General features: G+C 67.1%; 20 protein-coding genes. All 20 read right to left on the bottom strand.

All coding sequences use genetic code 11. The features are described 5' to 3' along the window. Window positions 1-159 precede the first annotated feature (159 nt). The 20 genes from ACTRWG_RS14880 to rsgA all read right to left on the bottom strand — a co-directional run bounded on the left by ACTRWG_RS14880 (window position 160) and on the right by rsgA (window position 16851). Window positions 160-468 (bottom strand): DUF7742 family protein, encoded by a 309-nt coding sequence (locus ACTRWG_RS14880; RefSeq protein WP_462829524.1) that lies wholly within the window; start codon window positions 466-468, stop codon window positions 160-162. Beyond that, on the bottom strand, window positions 465-4379 hold the full coding sequence (locus tag ACTRWG_RS14885) for a baseplate multidomain protein megatron (RefSeq protein WP_462829525.1): 3915 nt from the start codon (window positions 4377-4379) through the stop codon (window positions 465-467). Before ACTRWG_RS14885 ends, ACTRWG_RS14880 begins: the two co-directional genes overlap by 4 nt. After that, the gene (locus ACTRWG_RS14890) at window positions 4379-4891 is read right to left on the bottom strand and encodes a C40 family peptidase (protein WP_027237772.1); all 513 of its coding nucleotides are present in this window, start codon (window positions 4889-4891) and stop codon (window positions 4379-4381) included. The genes ACTRWG_RS14885 and ACTRWG_RS14890 overlap by 1 nt, the downstream gene beginning before the upstream one ends. Next, complete coding sequence (locus tag ACTRWG_RS14895) at window positions 4888-5775, bottom strand: DUF2163 domain-containing protein (RefSeq protein ID WP_027237773.1); 888 nt, start codon at window positions 5773-5775, stop codon at window positions 4888-4890. Before ACTRWG_RS14895 ends, ACTRWG_RS14890 begins: the two co-directional genes overlap by 4 nt. Further along, the gene (locus ACTRWG_RS14900) at window positions 5772-6404 is read right to left on the bottom strand and encodes a DUF2460 domain-containing protein (RefSeq protein WP_027237774.1); all 633 of its coding nucleotides are present in this window, start codon (window positions 6402-6404) and stop codon (window positions 5772-5774) included. Before ACTRWG_RS14900 ends, ACTRWG_RS14895 begins: the two co-directional genes overlap by 4 nt. Window positions 6405-6421: 17 nt before the next feature. After that, window positions 6422-7081: a phage tail tape measure protein gene (locus ACTRWG_RS14905; protein ID WP_027237775.1), complete on the bottom strand. Its 660-nt coding sequence runs from the start codon at window positions 7079-7081 to the stop codon at window positions 6422-6424. Further along, a complete protein-coding gene (locus ACTRWG_RS14910) occupies window positions 7074-7289 on the bottom strand; it encodes a rcc01693 family protein (RefSeq protein WP_027237776.1) in 216 nt (71 codons plus the stop codon). Before ACTRWG_RS14910 ends, ACTRWG_RS14905 begins: the two co-directional genes overlap by 8 nt. After that, a complete protein-coding gene (locus ACTRWG_RS14915; RefSeq protein WP_027237777.1) occupies window positions 7286-7606 on the bottom strand; it encodes a gene transfer agent family protein in 321 nt (106 codons plus the stop codon). The genes ACTRWG_RS14910 and ACTRWG_RS14915 overlap by 4 nt, the downstream gene beginning before the upstream one ends. A gap of 3 nt (window positions 7607-7609) precedes the next feature. Next, complete coding sequence (locus ACTRWG_RS14920) at window positions 7610-8023, bottom strand: phage major tail protein, TP901-1 family (protein WP_027237778.1); 414 nt, start codon at window positions 8021-8023, stop codon at window positions 7610-7612. Between the two features lie 91 nt (window positions 8024-8114). Further along, window positions 8115-8522: a DUF3168 domain-containing protein gene (locus tag ACTRWG_RS14925; RefSeq protein WP_027237779.1), complete on the bottom strand. Its 408-nt coding sequence runs from the start codon at window positions 8520-8522 to the stop codon at window positions 8115-8117. Next, window positions 8519-8851, bottom strand: a complete 333-nt coding sequence (locus tag ACTRWG_RS14930; protein WP_027237780.1) for a head-tail adaptor protein — start codon at window positions 8849-8851, stop codon at window positions 8519-8521. The genes ACTRWG_RS14925 and ACTRWG_RS14930 overlap by 4 nt, the downstream gene beginning before the upstream one ends. Continuing rightward, the gene (locus tag ACTRWG_RS14935; protein WP_259969380.1) at window positions 8848-9447 is read right to left on the bottom strand and encodes a head-tail connector protein; all 600 of its coding nucleotides are present in this window, start codon (window positions 9445-9447) and stop codon (window positions 8848-8850) included. The genes ACTRWG_RS14930 and ACTRWG_RS14935 overlap by 4 nt, the downstream gene beginning before the upstream one ends. A gap of 178 nt (window positions 9448-9625) precedes the next feature. After that, complete coding sequence (locus ACTRWG_RS14940; protein WP_027237782.1) at window positions 9626-10807, bottom strand: phage major capsid protein; 1182 nt, start codon at window positions 10805-10807, stop codon at window positions 9626-9628. Further along, window positions 10804-11370, bottom strand: a complete 567-nt coding sequence (locus ACTRWG_RS14945) for an HK97 family phage prohead protease (protein WP_027237783.1) — start codon at window positions 11368-11370, stop codon at window positions 10804-10806. Before ACTRWG_RS14945 ends, ACTRWG_RS14940 begins: the two co-directional genes overlap by 4 nt. Before the next feature lie 26 nt (window positions 11371-11396). Continuing rightward, entirely contained in the window at window positions 11397-11621 is a 225-nt protein-coding gene (locus ACTRWG_RS14950; RefSeq protein WP_027237784.1) for a GTA head formation protein, RCAP_rcc01685 family, read from the bottom strand. Next, window positions 11614-12858: a phage portal protein gene (locus ACTRWG_RS14955; RefSeq protein ID WP_027237785.1), complete on the bottom strand. Its 1245-nt coding sequence runs from the start codon at window positions 12856-12858 to the stop codon at window positions 11614-11616. Before ACTRWG_RS14955 ends, ACTRWG_RS14950 begins: the two co-directional genes overlap by 8 nt. A 298-nt stretch (window positions 12859-13156) precedes the next feature. Then, window positions 13157-14443 (bottom strand): DNA-packaging protein, encoded by a 1287-nt coding sequence (locus tag ACTRWG_RS14960; RefSeq protein WP_027237786.1) that lies wholly within the window; start codon window positions 14441-14443, stop codon window positions 13157-13159. After that, the gene (locus tag ACTRWG_RS14965; RefSeq protein ID WP_051357847.1) at window positions 14436-14804 is read right to left on the bottom strand and encodes a hypothetical protein; all 369 of its coding nucleotides are present in this window, start codon (window positions 14802-14804) and stop codon (window positions 14436-14438) included. Before ACTRWG_RS14965 ends, ACTRWG_RS14960 begins: the two co-directional genes overlap by 8 nt. 183 nt (window positions 14805-14987) lie before the next feature. Continuing rightward, window positions 14988-15764, bottom strand: coding sequence for a VOC family protein (locus tag ACTRWG_RS14970; protein WP_462829526.1), 777 nt, complete (start codon window positions 15762-15764; stop codon window positions 14988-14990). 4 nt (window positions 15765-15768) lie between these two features. After that, complete coding sequence (gene rsgA / locus ACTRWG_RS14975) at window positions 15769-16851, bottom strand: ribosome small subunit-dependent GTPase A (RefSeq protein WP_462829527.1); 1083 nt, start codon at window positions 16849-16851, stop codon at window positions 15769-15771. Window positions 16852-16909: the final 58 nt, after the last annotated feature.

Here is a 16909-nt window from a genome sequence, read left to right on the forward strand (position 1 = left end):
CCAAGTGTCAGGCCAGCCTGGCAGCCTCAAGGACAAGCCGCGCCAGGGCGCGGGGGCCTGCGGCCCTCCTTGACCCCGCCAGCCTGCCGGGCTGCGCACCCGCGCCGCCGCAAGGCGGCGCTGCGCCCAACTGCCGGCCGGGCAGGTTCCCTGCACGGATCAGCGGGCGGGAGCTTCCCCGTCCGCCACAACCGCTTCCGCCAGTTCCCGCAGCACCAGCCGGGTGCAGCTGAGGTACTCCGGATCATCCAGAAACGGTTCATCCGCCAACCCAAACCACCGGGCCGCGGCGTTTAAAGATCCATCGCCCCAGCGCGGATGCAGGCGGCCGAACAGCCGGCAATGCGCCGCTGCCTCCGCCGCGCCGCCGAAAATGCGGCGGCACAGGCGCAACCGTTCGCTCCCCGGCGCCGCCAGCAAGGCCCGCGCCACCGCGGTCACATCCCCCGGCAGCACCGGACGGATCATCCCAGCTCAACCTTCGCCGCAGGCCCGGCACCAAACCGCGCCGACCGCTGGGCCACCTCCAGAATATCTCCGGCCTGCACCCCGTCCGCCGCCTGCGCCGCTGCCGGGTATGTCCAGTCCGGCGCGGCCGCGGTCTCCTCCCGCAGCACCGTGGCCCCGCGCATCACCCGGATGCGGTAGGATTCCAACTCCTCGCCCAGCGGCACCTCCTCCAGCTCCCAGCTGTCGCCCTCGATCCGGGTGCGGCGTATCCAGCTGGCCGCAATGTCCTCACCCAGCACCCCGCTCAGCCGCAGATGCACCGGCGCATAGGGGCGCAGCCCGATGCCCTCGAAGCTCTCCTGCAGATGCACATAAGACGGATCCTCCAGCGCCCGGCGCGCAGGCCCGATCCGGTAATGCCGCAGCCGGCGGCGCAGTTCCGGCGCCAGCTCCATCTGCACCGGCGTGCCGTCCAGCAGCACGACAAAAGACCCCGCAGGCCAGACCTGCGGCATCACCCCGTCAGTGCCCTGCTGGCCGCGCAACCGCCCCCGCAGAAGATAGGTCTGCGGCGCAATCAGCTCCGCCTCGCGGAACTGGAACAGCTCCCAGTTGCCCGACCTGCCATCGCCGATGACGGCCGCATTGGCGCCGTTCAGCACCGCCTCAACAGTGCGGCTTTCCAAGGCACCGGAAATCAGCTTCACCTGCAGATCCGCGCCCAGATCCCAGCGCCCTGCTCCGGCGCCATACAGCGGCGTTTCGGTGACCCCGACCACCTGCCGCGCGGCGATCACCTGCTCCAGCGCGTAATTCTCATCCGCCCCGGAGCCGTAGACCGCCACGCTGCCCGGCCAGGCCTGCGCCGTCAGCGCCAGATGCGGCGCATGGGGCACCTCGTCACCGCGCATCAAGGGCAGGTCCAGGAACAGGGGCAGCACCGGTCCAGGTGCTGCAAAGGCATTGACGCCCGGAAGCTCCTCCGCCACCGCGGCCAGGTCATAGGTGCCAGGCTCGATCCGCACCGCCTCCGCCAGCTGCGCCTCGCCCTGTTCCAGCCGGTCGATACGGTAGAGCTGATCGCCGCCTTCCAGCGGCAGCGAGACCACGTCCCCCGCGCCCAGATGCAGCATCGAGGGCGGCAGCTGGAACCGCAGCGTATCGCGCGAGATCCGCGCCTCCGCCAGCCAGCGCCCGGCCACCTGGCGCGCCTCGGCACCGGTCAGCGCCATCGGCAGCTCACTCTGGCTGACGGCATGGGTGGCCTCATCGGGCAAGACCGCCTCCACCGATCCGGCGGCATGGTCGCCGCCCCATTCGGTGAACCGCAGCCGCACCCGCCCCGCCAGTTCCGCCTCGCTGGCGCGGGCCAGCTCCAGCGTGCCCTCCAGCTCCTCGCTTTCGGCCAGATGCTCCAGCGCCAGCGCCTCAGCCCCGGTGCCGCTGCGCATCCGGAACTGCAGCGTCCCGTCGCGCTCCACCGCATCGAACCCATGCCGCAGCATCAGGGGCTGCAGCACCGCGCGCGCATCGCTCACATCCGGGTTCACATAGCCATGCACCACGCCGTAAAGCTGCGAGACATCGAACGCCTCCAGCCCCGCGCGCCGGCACACCTCTGCCACCACCGAGGCCAGCGTGCGCTGCCCGGCCCGCCCGTTCAGCCAATGGCCGCGCAGGTAGTTCTCGCCGTCGTTCCAGATCTCCAGCCGGCTGGGGAAAGCCGGAAACGGCCGCGCGTCCCAGGCCCAGACATAGGCGTTGGACATATCCAGCATGCGATCGCCGTATTCGTCCGAGACCGGATTGTTGGCTTCCTCGCCCCAATAGCCAAGGATCGCGCGCAAGTAATGGACCTGGATCAGATCGTCACGCAACCCATTGGAATATTTCGGCAGTTTCGATTCTGAGCTTTTCGGGTCCAGGAACTTGTTCGGCTGGTTGGTGCCCTTGTCTATGGCAGCGCAGCCCAGTTCGGTGAACCAAACCGGTTTGCTCTGCGGCACCCAGGCGGTCGGTGCGGCCTGGCGCACCCCGCCGATCCGCTCGTGATGCTCGTGCATCCACCAGCTGCGGATATCCTTGTAGCGCCAGATCCAGGGCTCATCATGGGCGCCGTCAGTGATCGGAGTGCGGATCTGCGCCGCTTCGGCCTCGGGCGAGTGGTAATACCAGTCAAACCCCTCACCGCCCTCCACGTTGCTGCGCAGGTAATCCAGGTCATAGATCGCCGGCACGCCGGAGCGCGCGTCCAGGTGATCCTCCCCCTCTCGCCAGTCGCTCAGCGGCATGTAATTGTCGATACCGATAAAGTCGATCTCAGGGTCCGCCCACAGCGGGTCAAGGTGGAAATACCGGTCGCCCTCCGGCGATTGATAGCCCCAGTATTCGGACCAGTCGGCGGCATAGCCGATCTTGGTCTCTGCCCCCAGCAGCAGGCGCACCTCCGCCGCCAAGGCCCGCAGGGCTTCCACCGCAGGAAAGCCGCTGGCGCCGCGGATCTGCGTCAGCGCCCGCATCTCGGAGCTGATGCAGAACGCCTCCACCCCGCCCGCCGCCGCACAGAGCGCAGCGTTGTGCAGGATAAACCGGCTGAGGCTCCATTCCTGCGGCCCGCTGTAGGCGACGGTGCCGTCGCCCACAGTGAAATCCGCCGCGGTGACGGTGCCGAAAAACGCCACCACCTCCGCATCCGCCGCCGCGGTGCCATCGGGCGAGCCAGGCTGCCCCGGCGCGGCGGACAGTGTGATCCTGCCACGCCAGGGCAGATGCGGCTGGCTGGCGCCACCGGTCCAGGGATCGGGCAATGCGTTGCCCTCGGCCTGATCCATCAGAATGAAGGGATAGAACATCACCCTCAGGCCCCTGCCTCGCATCTCCCGGATCGCCTGGATCACCGAGGCATCGGCGGGCGTGCCGCCATAAAGCGGCGTGCCCTCCTGCGTCAGCACCTGCGCCGCGCTCTCGCGGGTCAGCCCGCTGACGCTCCAGGGCATACTGCCCTCAGCCTCCTTATGCTCCACCTTCGGTGTCAGCGTGCAGGTGCCGCAGCGCAAGTCATCGCCGAACCAGGACACGATCAGCGAGGCCGCGCCGCAGGACGGCAGCTCCGCCTCCAGCGCGTTGAGCGAGGTCTTGAGATCGCTCAGCCCCGAGGGCGTATGCTCATTGGCGGCCTTAGCATCGCCCGGCCCGCCGGAGTACAGCACCGTCCCGGCGGCCAGCGCGTATTCGCCGGTGCCGGGCATCAGCGCCACCCCCTGCACCAGCTGGCCCAGATCCTGCGCAAATGTCCGGCTGTCCGGCTGCTCCGGCCGCAGCACATCAAAGGAAAACTGCGGCACCCGGTTGCCAAAGCGCGACAGCTCCAGGTTCTCAAACACCACATAGGCTGTGCCGCGGTAGGCAGGCACCTCGCCTGCGCCCTCGATCGCCTCCATCACCGGGTCGGGCAGCTGGTCCTGTGTGCCGCGGTAAACGGTCATGTTCAGATCCTTGGGCGCCACTTCCTCGCCGTCGGCCCAGATGCGGGCGACATGGGCGATTTCCCCCTCGCACAGCGCAATCGCCAGCGACACGGAATAGCTGTAGCTGGTGACCTGCGGCTGGCTGGGACGGCCCTTGCCGCCGCCGCCGCTGGTGGTGGAGGTTTCCAGAAACCGCGAGGACCAGATCACCTGCCCGCCCAGCCGCATCCGGCCATAGACCTGCGCGGCGGGGCTGCCCTCGCTGGACTGGGTCAGGCGGAAGCGGTCGACCTTGCCGGTTTCCACCGGGGCGGAGCCTGAGCCCAGCAGGCGGTCGTCGATCATGCGGCCCAGCGTGGCGCCCACCGCCCGGCCGATCACCGCGGATGAGAGGCCCGCCACAGTGCCGCCGATTGCGCCGCCAACCGCCGCGCCTGCGGCCGAGAGAAGAATGGTTGCCATCAGATCAGCTCCTTCGGGAAGTGAAACCGCGCCACGATGCGGCGCTGCCAGGGCGGGCTCAGCGGGCTTTCGACAACCCCGTGGCCGGCGTATGCGTGGATGAAGGCGGGGGCTGAAACACGAACGTACCGCCCGGCGGCACGCCGGGTTGCGCCTGCATGCCCCCCGGCAGGCGCAGCCCTCAGCTCATCTTCACCAACCGCGGACTGCACCCCCAGATGCTTGGCCACCGATCCCTCCCGCATCCGGAACAGGATCACATCACCCGGAGCGGCATCGCGCAGAGTCTTCGCCGCCAGATGCCGCGCCGCCGCCTGCCAAAGCACCTCAGCCCCCTGCGGCTCTGACCAGTCCATCGTATAGGCGGGCGGCAGTTCCGGCTCGGCGCCGCACAGCTCCCGCCACAGCCCCCGGATCAGGCCCAGGCAATCGCAGCCCGCCCCCTTGCAGGAGGCCTGATGCACATAAGGCGTGCCGATCCAGCCGCGGGCGGCCTGCACCACCCGGCTCATCGCCTGCTGCCCCCGGTGTTCATGCCCGACTGGCGCGGCACCGCCATCACCCAGTCCTCGCCCGGAATGTCCGGGAACCCCTGGAAGTTCAGCAGGTTGTTGAATTTCAGCCGGCAGGTTTCCATCCGCTTGTCGCAGCCCGCCTCCAGCCGCAGCATGTCACCCGGCTGAACCGCGGCCCGGACCGGCTCCCACAGCGTGATCCTGCGGCCATCCGCCGAGGTCTGGTCGGCTTTCACCGCCGCCCAAAGCCCCTCGGCCGCGCCGCTGAGGACCGTCAGCCGCCCGCCGGTGAACCAGTCCGGCTCAAACCCCTGCAGGGCGTCCCAGCGGAACACCTCATTGCGCTCCACCTCCGCGGCGGCCAGTTCCGCCGCATAGCCGGGCGTGTCCAGATCAAATCTGCAAGCGGCATCGCCCAGCACCGCGGTGCAGGGCTTCTGATAAATCCGCCCCTGCGGCCTGTTCAGCGCTTCGCTCAGCCCGCGCAGCTCCGCCTCAAAGGCGCCGCCGGCCCGGCGGATCTCACCGATGGAGCCGCGGAACTGCAGCCAGCGCATCGAAACATCCTGCCAGTTGACCAGCCAGCAGCGCACCCCGGCGCCGTCGAACCGGCCGGCCTCGATGTCATCCTCCCGCACGGCGGCGTCGCTCAGCACCCCCAGCGCCTCTGTGTTGTCGACAGACAGGCCGGTGGCCTGTTGCACCGCGCGCGCGGTGAGGCCACTGCCGGGCTGAAAATCCACGCCATCAAAGCGCAGCACACAATCGTGATCGGTGAAGCCCAGCACCGTTCCGTCCCTCCGCTCCAGCGCCCAGGCGCGGCAGACGGTGGTGATGCCGGACTGAAGATGCGCCTGCAACGCCTTGGAAAGACTGCTCATACCCGCACCTCCACCACCGGCACCGCGGGCGCCTCACCGGCCTGGAACGAGGCGACGCTGGTCTGGATGCTGGCGGTGTCGAACCGCACCGGCACGTCGAATTCAAACCCGGCATTGATGCTGAGGCCCGCTTCGGGCGGGTGCGCCAGGGTGATCAGACCGGTGGCGGTGTCCAGTTCATAATCGACGCTCTCGCGCAGCTCATCCTGTTCGATGCCGACCCGCACCGTGCCCGCCACCGGTTTGGCAATCGGGCGATGATACGTGAATGCGCCGGAGCGGTAGGTCTTGGCCAGCTGGAACGTCACGGTGCTGCCATCGCCGGTGGCGATCACCTGGTCGCGGAAATCGGGTTCGGCGCTGGGCCGGGCGGATTTGTAATCGCTCCAGTCCTTCCAGCGGAAGCCATACAGCTGCCCCTGGCGGGCCTCGAAAAAGGCGATGAGCGTCTCGATGTCCTCCAGCGCGCGCAGGCCCAGCCCGGCGTCATAACGGCGGCGGGAGTGCGCCCAGGGGGTGTTCCTCTCCTCGAACCCGTTGGCCAGCGTCACCACATCGGTGCGCCGTTCCGGGCCGCCGACAGAGCCGAAGCTGAGCGAGGCGGGAAAGCGGACTTCGTGAAAATTCATGTGGTTACCTTCCATCCTTAACGGTTGCGCCCGCCGCGGGACAGCGCGCGCGACAGCTGCGCGGCGATCTGGCTGCGGCTGCGTTCAAAGCCTTTGACGTCCGGGGTGGAGACATTCATCACCACGCTCACCCCGCCGCCGCCTTGGCTGCGCACGCCCAGCGAGCCGTCCGCGCCGCGGGTCAGCGGCAGAACGGCCTCCGGCCCGGCCTCGCCCATCAGCCCGGTGGCGCCGCGCATCGGGAAGGTTGTCGGGCTGGTCACGATCCCGCCCTTGGCAAACGGCATCACCTTGCCCTGGCTGAAAGCCGCGCCATCGGCAAAGGGCAGCATGCCGCCGATCAGCGAGGTGAGCCCGTCGGTCATCATCCCGCTGATATGATTGGTCACCGGCTTCATCGCCGCGTTGTAGGTGGTGCGGATCATGCTGCGGGCCAGCGTGTCCATCGCCTCCGACAGGCTGTCGCCGTCAAAGGCCAGCCCCTCAAAAGCGCGCCGTAAGCCCTTGGAAAGACTGCGGTCCAGGATCTGCGCATCGCGGCCGGTTTCAGAGAACCCCTCCTTGACCCGCCCCAGCACTTCTGCAAAGGCTGCGGCCATTCCAGAGGCACCGTCCAGTGCTTCGCCCAAAGCCTCGCCCTGCAATTCCAGTTCCGCCATTGAGGATGAATCAGTCATCTGTTGTCTCCTTGTTCTGCGGCGCAGGCCGGTCCGGGAAGGCCTGCATCAAGGCCGCCAGCCGGTCGCGGCCCAAGGGCTGCGGCGTGGCAGCATCGCCCAGCATCAGCCGCAGCTCCGCCGGGGTCAGCTGCCAGAAGTCACGCGGCAGCAGCCTCAGCCCCGCCATCCCGGCGCGCATCAGGGCGGGCCAGTCGAGCGCAGTCATTTGCTCTCCGGCACGGCAAAGCTGCGCACCAGCAGTTCCGCCGCCACCCGCGCCGCCTGCATCGGCCCGCCGGTGATGGCGGCAGATGCCAGGTCTTCGCGGCTGAGATCATATCCGCCGCCCTGCAGGCCGGCCGCCAGCAGCGCCAGCACGTCGCGGGCGGAAAACCGGCCCTGTTCAAACCGCTGCACCAGATCGACCAGCGTGCCTTCCTCCAGCGCGGCCTCCAGCCCCGCCAGTGCGCCCAGTGTCAGCTTCAGCGCATAAGGCGTTCCATTCACGAGCAATTCCGCCTCGCCTGCGTTCGGGTTCACCATCGGTCACACCGCCGCAAAGCTGAGCTGTCCGGCGCTGGCGAGCGAGAGTTCATAGGTCGCCTCGCCATTGTGGCTGCCGGCATATTCCAGTGCGGTCACCTGAAACGGCCCCTGCACGATGCCGAAGTCGGGGATGATCACCTGGAACTCCGGCGTCAGCCCGTCAAAGAACAGCTGACGGGCGCGTTCGTCGGTTGCCTCGTCCCGGAAGATTCCGGAGCCGGAGATGCTGGCGGAGCGGACGCCGGCGCCTGCCAGCAGTTCGCGCCAGCCGCCCTGGCTTTCAAGGCTCGTCACATCGACGCTTTCGGCGTTGAAGCTGATGCGGGTGGCGCGCAGGCCCGCGATGGTTTCGAACTGGCCTGCGCCGTTCATGTCCACTTTGACCAAAAGGTCCTTGCCGTTTTGAACTGTCATGGGGTTTCTCCAACTGAGATCCAAGGGTCCGCCCCCCTGGGCGGGCACTTCGTTTCCGCCCGCGGACGGGCTCTGCCCTTAGCGGGCCAACTCAAACGTCATCCACCCGGGCGCGAAAGCGCAGGGTGATCTGCCTGCCGCCAGTGGTCAGCCGCTCCGCCTTGGCGCGGTCGAACCACAGGCCCGTCAGCCGCCCGCGCGGCAGCGGCACCTGGGCGCCCACCAGCGCATCGCAGACCGCCGCGGCAGCGGCCTTGGCGCCGGCGAAACCGGCGGTGTCCGTGGTAACGGTGACAAAGAACCGGTGCTCCGCCCCGCCTGCGGTCTTGTCGGATCGGTCCAGCACTTCCTCTGATCCCAAGGCCACATAGGTCTGCGGCAAGGGGCCTGCGGGGATGGCGTCGTAGATCGCATTGCCGACCAGCGCGGTGAGGCCCGCATCGCCCGTGAGATGGGTGTAGACGGCGGATTGCAGACCGCCTGCGATGGCATAGGTCATCCGCTCACCTCCTCAACCGCGAAGCATGTCAGGTAGCGGGCGTCGGGGTCGTTTTCCGCAACCGCATCAATGCGATAGAGACGGTTTCTGGCGCGGAACCGCTGATCCGGGCGCGGGCGGGATGCAAAACCATCGGGGCTGGCGCGCAGGGTGATGCGGTATTTCTGCAAAGACACACTATCGCCTGCCATGCGGCCGCTCAGGGATTTCACTTCGGCCCACAGGGTGCCAAGCGCCACCCAGGTTTCCGTGTAACCGCCGGCGCCGTCGGGGATGCGCTGGGGGTCTTCCAGCACCAGTTTTCGGGTCAGGTTCGGGGGGCGTTTCATGCCAGGCCTCCCAAGGTCAGCCGCAGGCTGCGGTAGCGTTCGATCAGGCTGGTGACGCCAAAGGGCATGCAGCCGCCGTGCAGGCCGGTGTCGGCCCGGTATTCGTAGTAATGCGCCGCCAGCAGCATCACCGCCTGGCCCAGATCGGCAGGCAAACCGCCCCAGTCCGCGGCCATGCCAGCCTGCAGGGTGATCCGTGCCAGGCCGCCGGCGGGGATGGCGGGCAGCAGGCTGCCGGCAGGGCGCAGGCTGGGCCGCTGGCTGTCCCGTTCGAGGCTGTAGAGGGCTGCGTTCAGAACCGTTTCAGCCCCTGCGGCGTCGCGGATCATCACCTCTGTCACAGCTTGCACCGGAGCGATCGGCAGCACCATCCGGGTGCGGTCGCGCCAGTGGCGGATCTCCAGCTCAAAACCGCGGGTAATCAGTGCCTTGCCGGTCCTTCCTTCGATCGCGGCCAGGGCGGCGCGCAGGAAGCCAAACAGCACCTCGTCCTGCAGGCTGTCCTCGCCAAAGCCGGTGCCCAGACGCAGGTGCGCCTTGAAGGGGGCCAGCGGCAGGGCGGCCTCGGGCACGGGGGTCACTTCGCTCAGCATCATCATCTCACTCCTGCGGGCCTCCCCCTTGGCGGCCCTGATCTGCTGTCCGTTGAAGGTTCGGCCGGCACGCACCGTTCCCTGCCGCTCGGACGGAGGGGGAGCAGCTAGACGGCAAGGAAATACGGGGTGCGTGCCAGCCGGCGGACCGGGCTGCCGGTCCGCCATCAGCGCTGAGCGGTCAGCTCAGGCCGAATTTCATCAGCTTGATTGCGGCAAAGTCGCTGACGTCGCCGCCGACGCGCTTGGTCGCGTAAAACAGCACATGCGGTTTGGCGCTGAAGGGGTCGCGCAGCACGCGCAGGTCCGGGCGTTCGGCAATGGTATAGCCGGCGCGGAAGTCGCCGAAGGCGATGGGGAAGCTGTTGGCAGCCGGGTCCGGCATGTCCTCAGCGATCAGCACCGGGTAGCCCATCAGGCGCGCAGGCTCACCCGCGGCCAGGCCGTCGGACCACAGGAAGCGGCCATCAGCGTCCTTCAATTTCCGCAGCATTCCCGCGGTCTTGGAGTTCATTATGAAAGTCGCGTTGGCGCGGTATTCCGCCCCCAGCGCATAGACCAGGTCGATGATCGCGTCGCCGTTGCCGACCTCGCCATCGACGCCGGTGGCCTTGTAGCCGATGTTGCCCCAGGTCCAGCTGTCGTTTTCCTCGACGTTGTAGTTGAGGAAGCCGGTGGGCTTGTCGATGCCGTCGCCGTTGATGAAGGCGTCAGCCTCGGAGCGCGCGAATTTGTCGGCGATGCGGCCTGCCAGCCAGCCCTCGATATCAAAGGCGCTGTCGTCCAGCAGCCGCTGCGAAGCCTTGGGCAGCGCGCTCAGTTCATGCAGCGGGATAGAGATGCGGTCGATGTTGCCGGTGGAGGTCTCCGCTGCCGGGCCGGTTTCATTGGCCCAGCCGGCGCCCATTTCGCTGTGGTCGATCAGCACGTCATAGCTTGAGGCCTCCACATGCACCACGGAGGCCACGGCGCGGATCGAGGCGGAGGCGTTCAGCACCGCCTTGACGGTATCGGAGGTCTGCGGGTCGACCAGGTAGCCGCCGTCGCTGCCCACGGCGGTGGACATGGATTTGCCGTCCAGTTCCAGGCCGCGCAGGCCGTCGTCGTCGCCGCTGCGCAGGTAGGCGTTGAACGCCTTCTGGTGCGGCGCGCCCGCGTCCTGGCTGGCTGCCAGATGGGGGCGGTTCTGAGAGATTGTCTTACGGTCCAGCATGGTCACTCGCTCTTCTGCCTGTTTCAGCCTTGATTGCACGTCATCCTGAAACCCCTTGAATTCATGAAGAAAGCCGGAGATGGCCTGTTTCACTTCATGCGCCAGGGGCGCTGCATCCCCGGTTTGGGCCGGGAGGTCTTGGTTGCTCATGTTGGTTGTCCTGTTCTGAGGTCACGGGTTATCTGGCGCAGGCCGTCGGCCAGTGCGCGCAGCGCTTGTGCTTCCGCATCGGCGGAGGATTTTGCTGCCACCCGCGCGGCGGGCAGCATCGGGAAGGTGACCAGAGACACCTCCCACAGCTCCACCTGGGTCAGGCGGCGGGTGCCGTCCTGGGCGCGGGTGGCTTTCTGGGTGCGGTAGCCGATGGAGAGGCCGTCAATCGCGCCTGCTTCGATCAGCGCGGCGGCCTCGGCGCCCTTGGGGGTGGCAGTGACAATGCGGCCCTTGACGTACAGGCCGCGGGCATCCTCGCGCACTTCGTCCCAGACGCCGATGGGCTGGGCGGGGTCGTGCTGCCACAGCATCTTGACCGTTCGGCCCTGATCGCGGAGCGCCTTGAGCGAGGCCGCATAGGCGCCGCGCTGCACCACATCGCCGCCCTGGTCGGTCTGGCCGAACAGGCTGGCGTAGCCCTCGATTTCGGTAGCGTCCTTCAGCGAGAGATCCTCGCCGAAGCGTGCGAATTTATGTTCCAGCTGGGGTGTTCCCTGCATCGTCTTTGCCTCGCAAGTCGTTGGAGTTACGGAAATTGCACCGTCAGGAAGGATTGGAAGGCCTGCGCCAGGATCACCGCCGCGACGCCGTAGACGGTGAGCCAGAGGCGTTTTTCCAGCCGCTCCATCATCTGTTCGATCCGGTCAAGGCGGCGGTTCACGGCGTCGTGCTGGATCTGGGCCACCCGCTCATGGGCGGACAGGCGCAATCCCGGGGAACAATCAAATGCGTGCATCGGGTGCTCAGTCATCCTGTCCGCCCTCCATCTGCCCGCCCTCAGTGCGGCATGGGGGCGGGGTTTCTGCGGGCAGCCCCAGCAGCTGCCGCTTTTCCGCGGGTGTGAGGAAATCTGCGGAAATGATGCGCCGCCACTGCGCCTCGCGCTCGGCCGCCAAGGCGGGCAGTTGGTCGAGGTCGGGCTTCAGGCACAGCTCTTCGCCGGTCCAGGCGGCCAGCCAGCCGGACAGCGCGGCGGTGACCTTGGACACCAGGGGCAGCACGGTCAGCCGGTAGAAGGCGCGGTGAGCCTCCTGATAGTTGGCGTAGGTAGCATCGCCGGGGATGCCAAGGAGCATCGGCGGCACCCCGAAGGCCAGCGCGATTTCGCGGGCGGCGGTGTCCTTGGTCTTTTGGAATTCCATGTCAGAAGGCGAGAAGCCCATCGGCTTCCAGTCCAGTCCGCCCTCCAGCACCATCGGGCGGCCGGCATTCTGGGCACCCTGGAAATTTGTTTGAATTTCTTCGCTTAGATGGCGGAATTGATCGTCGGACATTTGGCCCTGACCGTCGGAGCCGGTCCAGACCAGCGCGCCAGAGGGTCGGGCCGCATTATCCAAGAGCGCCTTGGACCAGCGGGAGGCGGCGTTGTGGACGTCAATCGCCATCGCCGCCGATTGCAGGGCTGAGAGGCCATAGTGGTCATCCTGCGGGTGGAAGCTCTTGATATGGCAGACCGGGGATTTGCCCGGCTCGTGTGCGAAGCGGTGTTTGCGCCCGCCCACCACGTAATCAAAGCCTGCGGGCCAGCCGTCCGGGCCGGGCACCACGTTCATCCGGTCGGAGCGCAGCACATGCAGTTCTGCGGGGCTGGCGTCCTCTGTCGCGACCATTTCGATATAGGCGTTGCCAGAGAGCAGAAGGTGGCCGTAGAGCGCCTCCAGCATCTCAGCCTGGGTCTGGGCCGGGTTGGGACGGGCCAGCAGCGCCAGCCAGGGGTGGGTGTCAAAGCGCTGGCGGCTGTCTTGCAGCACCAGCGGCACGGCGGCGGCGGCCTCTGCGATCAGGCGGATCACCCGGTGGGTGACCGGATTGCCGGCAAAGCCGCTGCGGGTCAGAGAGACGGTGTCGCGCGGGCTCCAGGCGATGCGGCCGGCGCCGTGCCAGGAGACCACGCGGGCGGTCTGGCTGGCCTTCTGTTCCAGGCCCGGGTTTTTGGGGTCCGGTTTCCGGGGGTCCGGCGTTTTGCGCCGCAGCAGGTCAAAGACCATGGTCCGCTCCTCAGGTTGTTCCTATCCGGCGCTGCTGGCCCTGTGGGGCTGGTGCGCCTTTGCTGAGGATCATTAGTGGCAGAAAGGGCTGAAGATCTGGGAAGCGGTGCGTACGGCGGGGGCGCAACACCCACCCGCAAGGCACTGTGATTATTCACTTTTGATGAGTTTTACCCGGTGTTGCGAAGTGCTTAGGGCGGCGCCCGTCCCGACGAGGAGGAAGCGAAGCGCCCGCCCCGTGGGGGGCGGGACGGGCGCTGCCCGGCCTGGCGGCCGGGCGGTCAGCTTTGGGATGGGGCTATAAGACCCGCACCTGCGGCCTGCGCAGGTTGGCAGCGGGCTGGATGATCAGCTCATGCAGGGCCCAGACCAGCGCATCGACCCGGTCGGGCGAGCCGCTGCCGCAGTAGCCCTGCGGGGTCATCTGGCACATCTGGTCTTCCAGATCTCCAAGCCCCGGCAGGTGAAACACCCGGCCCTGTTCGTAGAGTGCTGCCACCGGTTCGGCTCGGGCGGATTTGCCCTTCTTCGCGTGCAGGGCGCGGAACGGCACCAGCGGGTCGGCCTGGCGCAGCACGGTCTCCACCAGGGCGCCGCCCTGGTTGACCTCTGCCACCACCCTTTCGGCACCAAACCTGTCGCGGGCGGCGATCACCGCCTGCGCCCAGGCGAGCGGTCCGTAACCCTGGACGGTGCAATCCGCCAGCACATAGGCCTGCCAGTCCTGCGGCGGGCCGTGGGTGATCGCGCCCGCCACCACGATGCCGCAGGCATCCGAGTCCTTGCCGGCACTCACCGCCGGGTCGACGGCCACCACCACCCGGTCCAAGGGTGGCGGTTCTGCCACCTGGGCTTCCACCAGTGCCGCGGTGGTCCAGAGCGCGCCCTGGATGTCCGACAGCATCACCCCGTCCAGCTCCTGCCTGCCCAGCCGGGTGCCGGCGTAACGTGCGCGCACCTCCGTTAGGAATGAGGGCGCGAGGTTGGCGCGGTTGGCCTCAGTCGGGGCGTGGGTGGTGACGGTGCTGGGCGAGGCCAGGAGGCGTTTCAGCACGGGCGCGTTGCGGGGCGTGGTGGTGACGCAGACGCGCGGGTCCTGGCCCAGGCGCAGGGCAAATTGCAGCATGTCCCAGCTCTCCTGTCCCTTTCGCCACTTTGCCAGCTCATCCGCCCAGGCGGCGTCGAACTGGGGGCCGCGCAATGCCTCGGGATCGTGGGCGGAGAACGCCTGCGCCTCGGCGCCATTGGGCCAGATCAGCTTGCGCTCCGACGCTTTCCACTTGGGGCGGCGGTCGGGGGGCGAACAGGCCAGGATGCCACTGTCGCCGTGGATCATCACGTCGCGCACCTGGTCATAGGTTTCCGCCACCAGCGCGATGCGGCGGGCGGTGCCGGGGTCGTGCGGGCGGGCCCCTTCGGCCAGCGAGCGGACCCATTCGGCCCCTGCCCGCGTCTTGCCCGCGCCGCGGCCGCCCAGGATCACCCAGGCGCGCCAGCCGCCATCCGGCGGGCGCTGGTGATCCAGCGCCCAGATGTGGAACAGATGCGGCAGCGCGCAGAGCGATTTGCGGTCCAGCTCATCCAAGAAGAAGCTCAGGAGCGAGGGCGGCACGCAGGCGAGAAAGTCCGCATTCGACAGCTGCGCGCGCCGCGCCGAGATCGAGTTCGTGCTCGGATTTGAGCATACGGGCGAATTCGGTGCTTTGTTCTGCAATGACTTTCTCCACTTTCTGGCAGTCCCGGATCAGCCCTTCAAGCTTGCTGATCTGTCCCTTGGCGCCGGTGGCTTCGTCGCCGCCGGTGGTTTCGAGCTGCTCCCGGAGCTCCTCCGCCTCGTTTCTCAGACGGTGAATGCTCTCCTGCAGCGAGCGCAGGAGATCGGCGGTGAAATGCACCTGCCGCTGCAGCACGGCGGCGCCGTCCTGATCGTGTGTGTTATCTGTCATGGGTTGCTCTGCCTCATGCGTTATTGTCCGCACGAGAGAAAGACAGGACGGCCACCGGTGGAGGGGTCCGGGGCCGTCCATGTTTCTTCCAGCTGCCTTACAACCTATACGCGATTGTACTGGAAAAGTCAAGGGTTATGGGAAGGGGTGCGAACGGTGGGTCCGCAACGCCCCGCCCGCAGGTCACCTGGACGGGCTGGCCGGCATGTCGCTCAGCATGGCCAGCGCACCGCCGGGATCGCGCAGGGCGACGCTGTGCGCCGCACCATTCTCAACTGAGCCGCGGTTCAAGAGGCACGCCCCATTGGCCTCTGCAGCGCTTTGCGCCTCCTCCAGCGCGGCGATCCGGATGCTTGGCACCCAGATAGCTTGCACGCCTGTCCCCCATTCCGGCTGTTGCAGGACCGCGGTCAGGCCGCCAGAAGGGCCGGAGATGGCAAGGCCGCCCTGCCCCAGTGTCCGGGGCTCAGCAGCCTGCCACCCCAAAACCTCCCTGTAAAATGCATCGGGAAAGGCGCCAGTGTCCGACAGGTAGACTTCAGGTCCGAACTGCCGGCGCGGCACAGGAAAGCTGTGGCGCGACAGCGAGACCCCGATCAGCGCGCCCAGCGGGTCACGGATAACCGCGTTGCGCCCGACGCCTGGAACTTCGAAGGGGTGCCTGACGACACTGCCGCCATGCAACTCCGCCTGGTGCAGCGCGGCGTCCACATCGGGGACTTCGACGTAGGTGAGCCAGCCCTCTGCCACTCCGCGCGGCGCCGGTACAATACCGGCCCCGGCCTCATCGCCGGAAAGGGCGAGAATGAAGTTCTTCGCGCCACCGCCCCACGCGAAGTCCGTGGAGTGCTCAATCACATAGCTCCACCCCGCGACGCACTTGTAAAACGCCATTGCGCGGTCCGTGTCTGACGTGAACAGATCGTGCCAGACGACCTGGCCGGTTTTTGACATGCTCATCGGTTCACCTCCGGCTCTCTTTCAGTTTCTTAACGCCGCGCACCATCTTTCCAAAAGCCTTGTCCCTGGACCTGCGTTCGGCAAGGCTGGCTGAATTGAAGGCGTTTTCCGCCTTGAGCTTGCGCCACCGGGCAAGCCGGGAGGCGTCGATTGCGCCCTGTTCGATGGCTTGCGCGACTGCGCAGCCCGGTTCCGTATCGTGCTTGCAATCCTTGAACCGGCATCCAAGCGACAACTGCTGTATATCGGCGAAAACGTCGTCAATTCCGGCTTCGGCATCCGTCAGCTGCAATTCCCGCATGCCTGGAGTATCCAGGATCATGCAGCCGTTTGGCATGGAATGAAGCTCGCGGCGCGTCGTGGTGTGCCGGCCCTTGGAGTCGTCTTCACGGATTTCCTGCGTGTCTATCGTTTGGCTGTTCAAGAGAGCATTGGCGAGGGTGGATTTCCCGACGCCTGAGGACCCCAGAAACGCAACTGTTTTACCTGGCTTGCACCAGGCTGCGAGCACGCTTTGAGGCTCATCGCCGCGCGCGTCCAGCGCGACGGCTTCAACCGTGTCCGAGATCGTGCGGGCCGCATCAAGGTAGGTTTGCGGGTCCGCAACCTGGTCCGCCTTGGTCAAGACGATCACCGGCGTGATCCGCGCCTCGAAGGCCAGGGCGATATACCGTTCGAACCGCGGCACGTTGAAATCCTGGTTGCAGGACGAAACGATAAAGGCCGTGTCGATGTTTGCGGCGATCAGCTGCTCGTCCCGGCCGGTGCCGGGCGCACGCCGCTTGATCAGGCTGCTTCTGTTAAGCACCCGGCTGGAGTGCGGCCGGGTGCGATCCAGCAGCAGCCAGTCGCCGACAGTCACATCCTGCCGGGGCGGAAGGGTGGTGTCGATGCTGTCGCCGAGGACGTGCAGCGCATTGCGATGCACCTGGACGACGCGGACGGGCGGTGTGGCGTTGAAGTCTTCTATGCCGATTTGCTGGGAAAAGAACGGTTGCCAGCCGAGAGCCTGAAGAGGCGTTACACGGCTGCTTGAACCGCCGTCACGGTGACTGAGCGGAAGAAATTGGGAATAGTCCCGTACCATTGGGGTAGGCTTTCATGTCTGGAATGCGGGCATCGCCCGGCAAAAAAGTAAGGAAACG

This window comes from Leisingera sp. G5_S3_59_S7 (genome assembly GCF_054968485.1).

What these genes read in the sequence shown, in the direction of transcription:
- ACTRWG_RS14880 (WP_462829524.1), bottom strand. Translation starts at nt 468, where the DNA reads ATGATCCGTCCGGTGCTGCCGGGGGATGTGACCGCGGTGGCGCGGGCC.
- ACTRWG_RS14885 (WP_462829525.1), bottom strand. Translation starts at nt 4,379, where the DNA reads ATGGCAACCATTCTTCTCTCGGCCGCAGGCGCGGCGGTTGGCGGCGCA.
- ACTRWG_RS14890 (WP_027237772.1), bottom strand. Translation starts at nt 4,891, where the DNA reads ATGAGCCGGGTGGTGCAGGCCGCCCGCGGCTGGATCGGCACGCCTTAT.
- ACTRWG_RS14895 (WP_027237773.1), bottom strand. Translation starts at nt 5,775, where the DNA reads ATGAGCAGTCTTTCCAAGGCGTTGCAGGCGCATCTTCAGTCCGGCATC.
- ACTRWG_RS14900 (WP_027237774.1), bottom strand. Translation starts at nt 6,404, where the DNA reads ATGAATTTTCACGAAGTCCGCTTTCCCGCCTCGCTCAGCTTCGGCTCT.
- ACTRWG_RS14905 (WP_027237775.1), bottom strand. Translation starts at nt 7,081, where the DNA reads ATGACTGATTCATCCTCAATGGCGGAACTGGAATTGCAGGGCGAGGCT.
- ACTRWG_RS14910 (WP_027237776.1), bottom strand. Translation starts at nt 7,289, where the DNA reads ATGACTGCGCTCGACTGGCCCGCCCTGATGCGCGCCGGGATGGCGGGG.
- ACTRWG_RS14915 (WP_027237777.1), bottom strand. Translation starts at nt 7,606, where the DNA reads ATGGTGAACCCGAACGCAGGCGAGGCGGAATTGCTCGTGAATGGAACG.
- ACTRWG_RS14920 (WP_027237778.1), bottom strand. Translation starts at nt 8,023, where the DNA reads ATGACAGTTCAAAACGGCAAGGACCTTTTGGTCAAAGTGGACATGAAC.
- ACTRWG_RS14925 (WP_027237779.1), bottom strand. Translation starts at nt 8,522, where the DNA reads ATGACCTATGCCATCGCAGGCGGTCTGCAATCCGCCGTCTACACCCAT.
- ACTRWG_RS14930 (WP_027237780.1), bottom strand. Translation starts at nt 8,851, where the DNA reads ATGAAACGCCCCCCGAACCTGACCCGAAAACTGGTGCTGGAAGACCCC.
- ACTRWG_RS14935 (WP_259969380.1), bottom strand. Translation starts at nt 9,447, where the DNA reads ATGATGCTGAGCGAAGTGACCCCCGTGCCCGAGGCCGCCCTGCCGCTG.
- ACTRWG_RS14940 (WP_027237782.1), bottom strand. Translation starts at nt 10,807, where the DNA reads ATGAGCAACCAAGACCTCCCGGCCCAAACCGGGGATGCAGCGCCCCTG.
- ACTRWG_RS14945 (WP_027237783.1), bottom strand. Translation starts at nt 11,370, where the DNA reads ATGCAGGGAACACCCCAGCTGGAACATAAATTCGCACGCTTCGGCGAG.
- ACTRWG_RS14950 (WP_027237784.1), bottom strand. Translation starts at nt 11,621, where the DNA reads ATGACTGAGCACCCGATGCACGCATTTGATTGTTCCCCGGGATTGCGC.
- ACTRWG_RS14955 (WP_027237785.1), bottom strand. Translation starts at nt 12,858, where the DNA reads ATGGTCTTTGACCTGCTGCGGCGCAAAACGCCGGACCCCCGGAAACCG.
- ACTRWG_RS14965 (WP_051357847.1), bottom strand. Translation starts at nt 14,804, where the DNA reads ATGACAGATAACACACACGATCAGGACGGCGCCGCCGTGCTGCAGCGG.
- ACTRWG_RS14970 (WP_462829526.1), bottom strand. Translation starts at nt 15,764, where the DNA reads ATGAGCATGTCAAAAACCGGCCAGGTCGTCTGGCACGATCTGTTCACG.
- rsgA (WP_462829527.1), bottom strand. Translation starts at nt 16,851, where the DNA reads ATGGTACGGGACTATTCCCAATTTCTTCCGCTCAGTCACCGTGACGGC.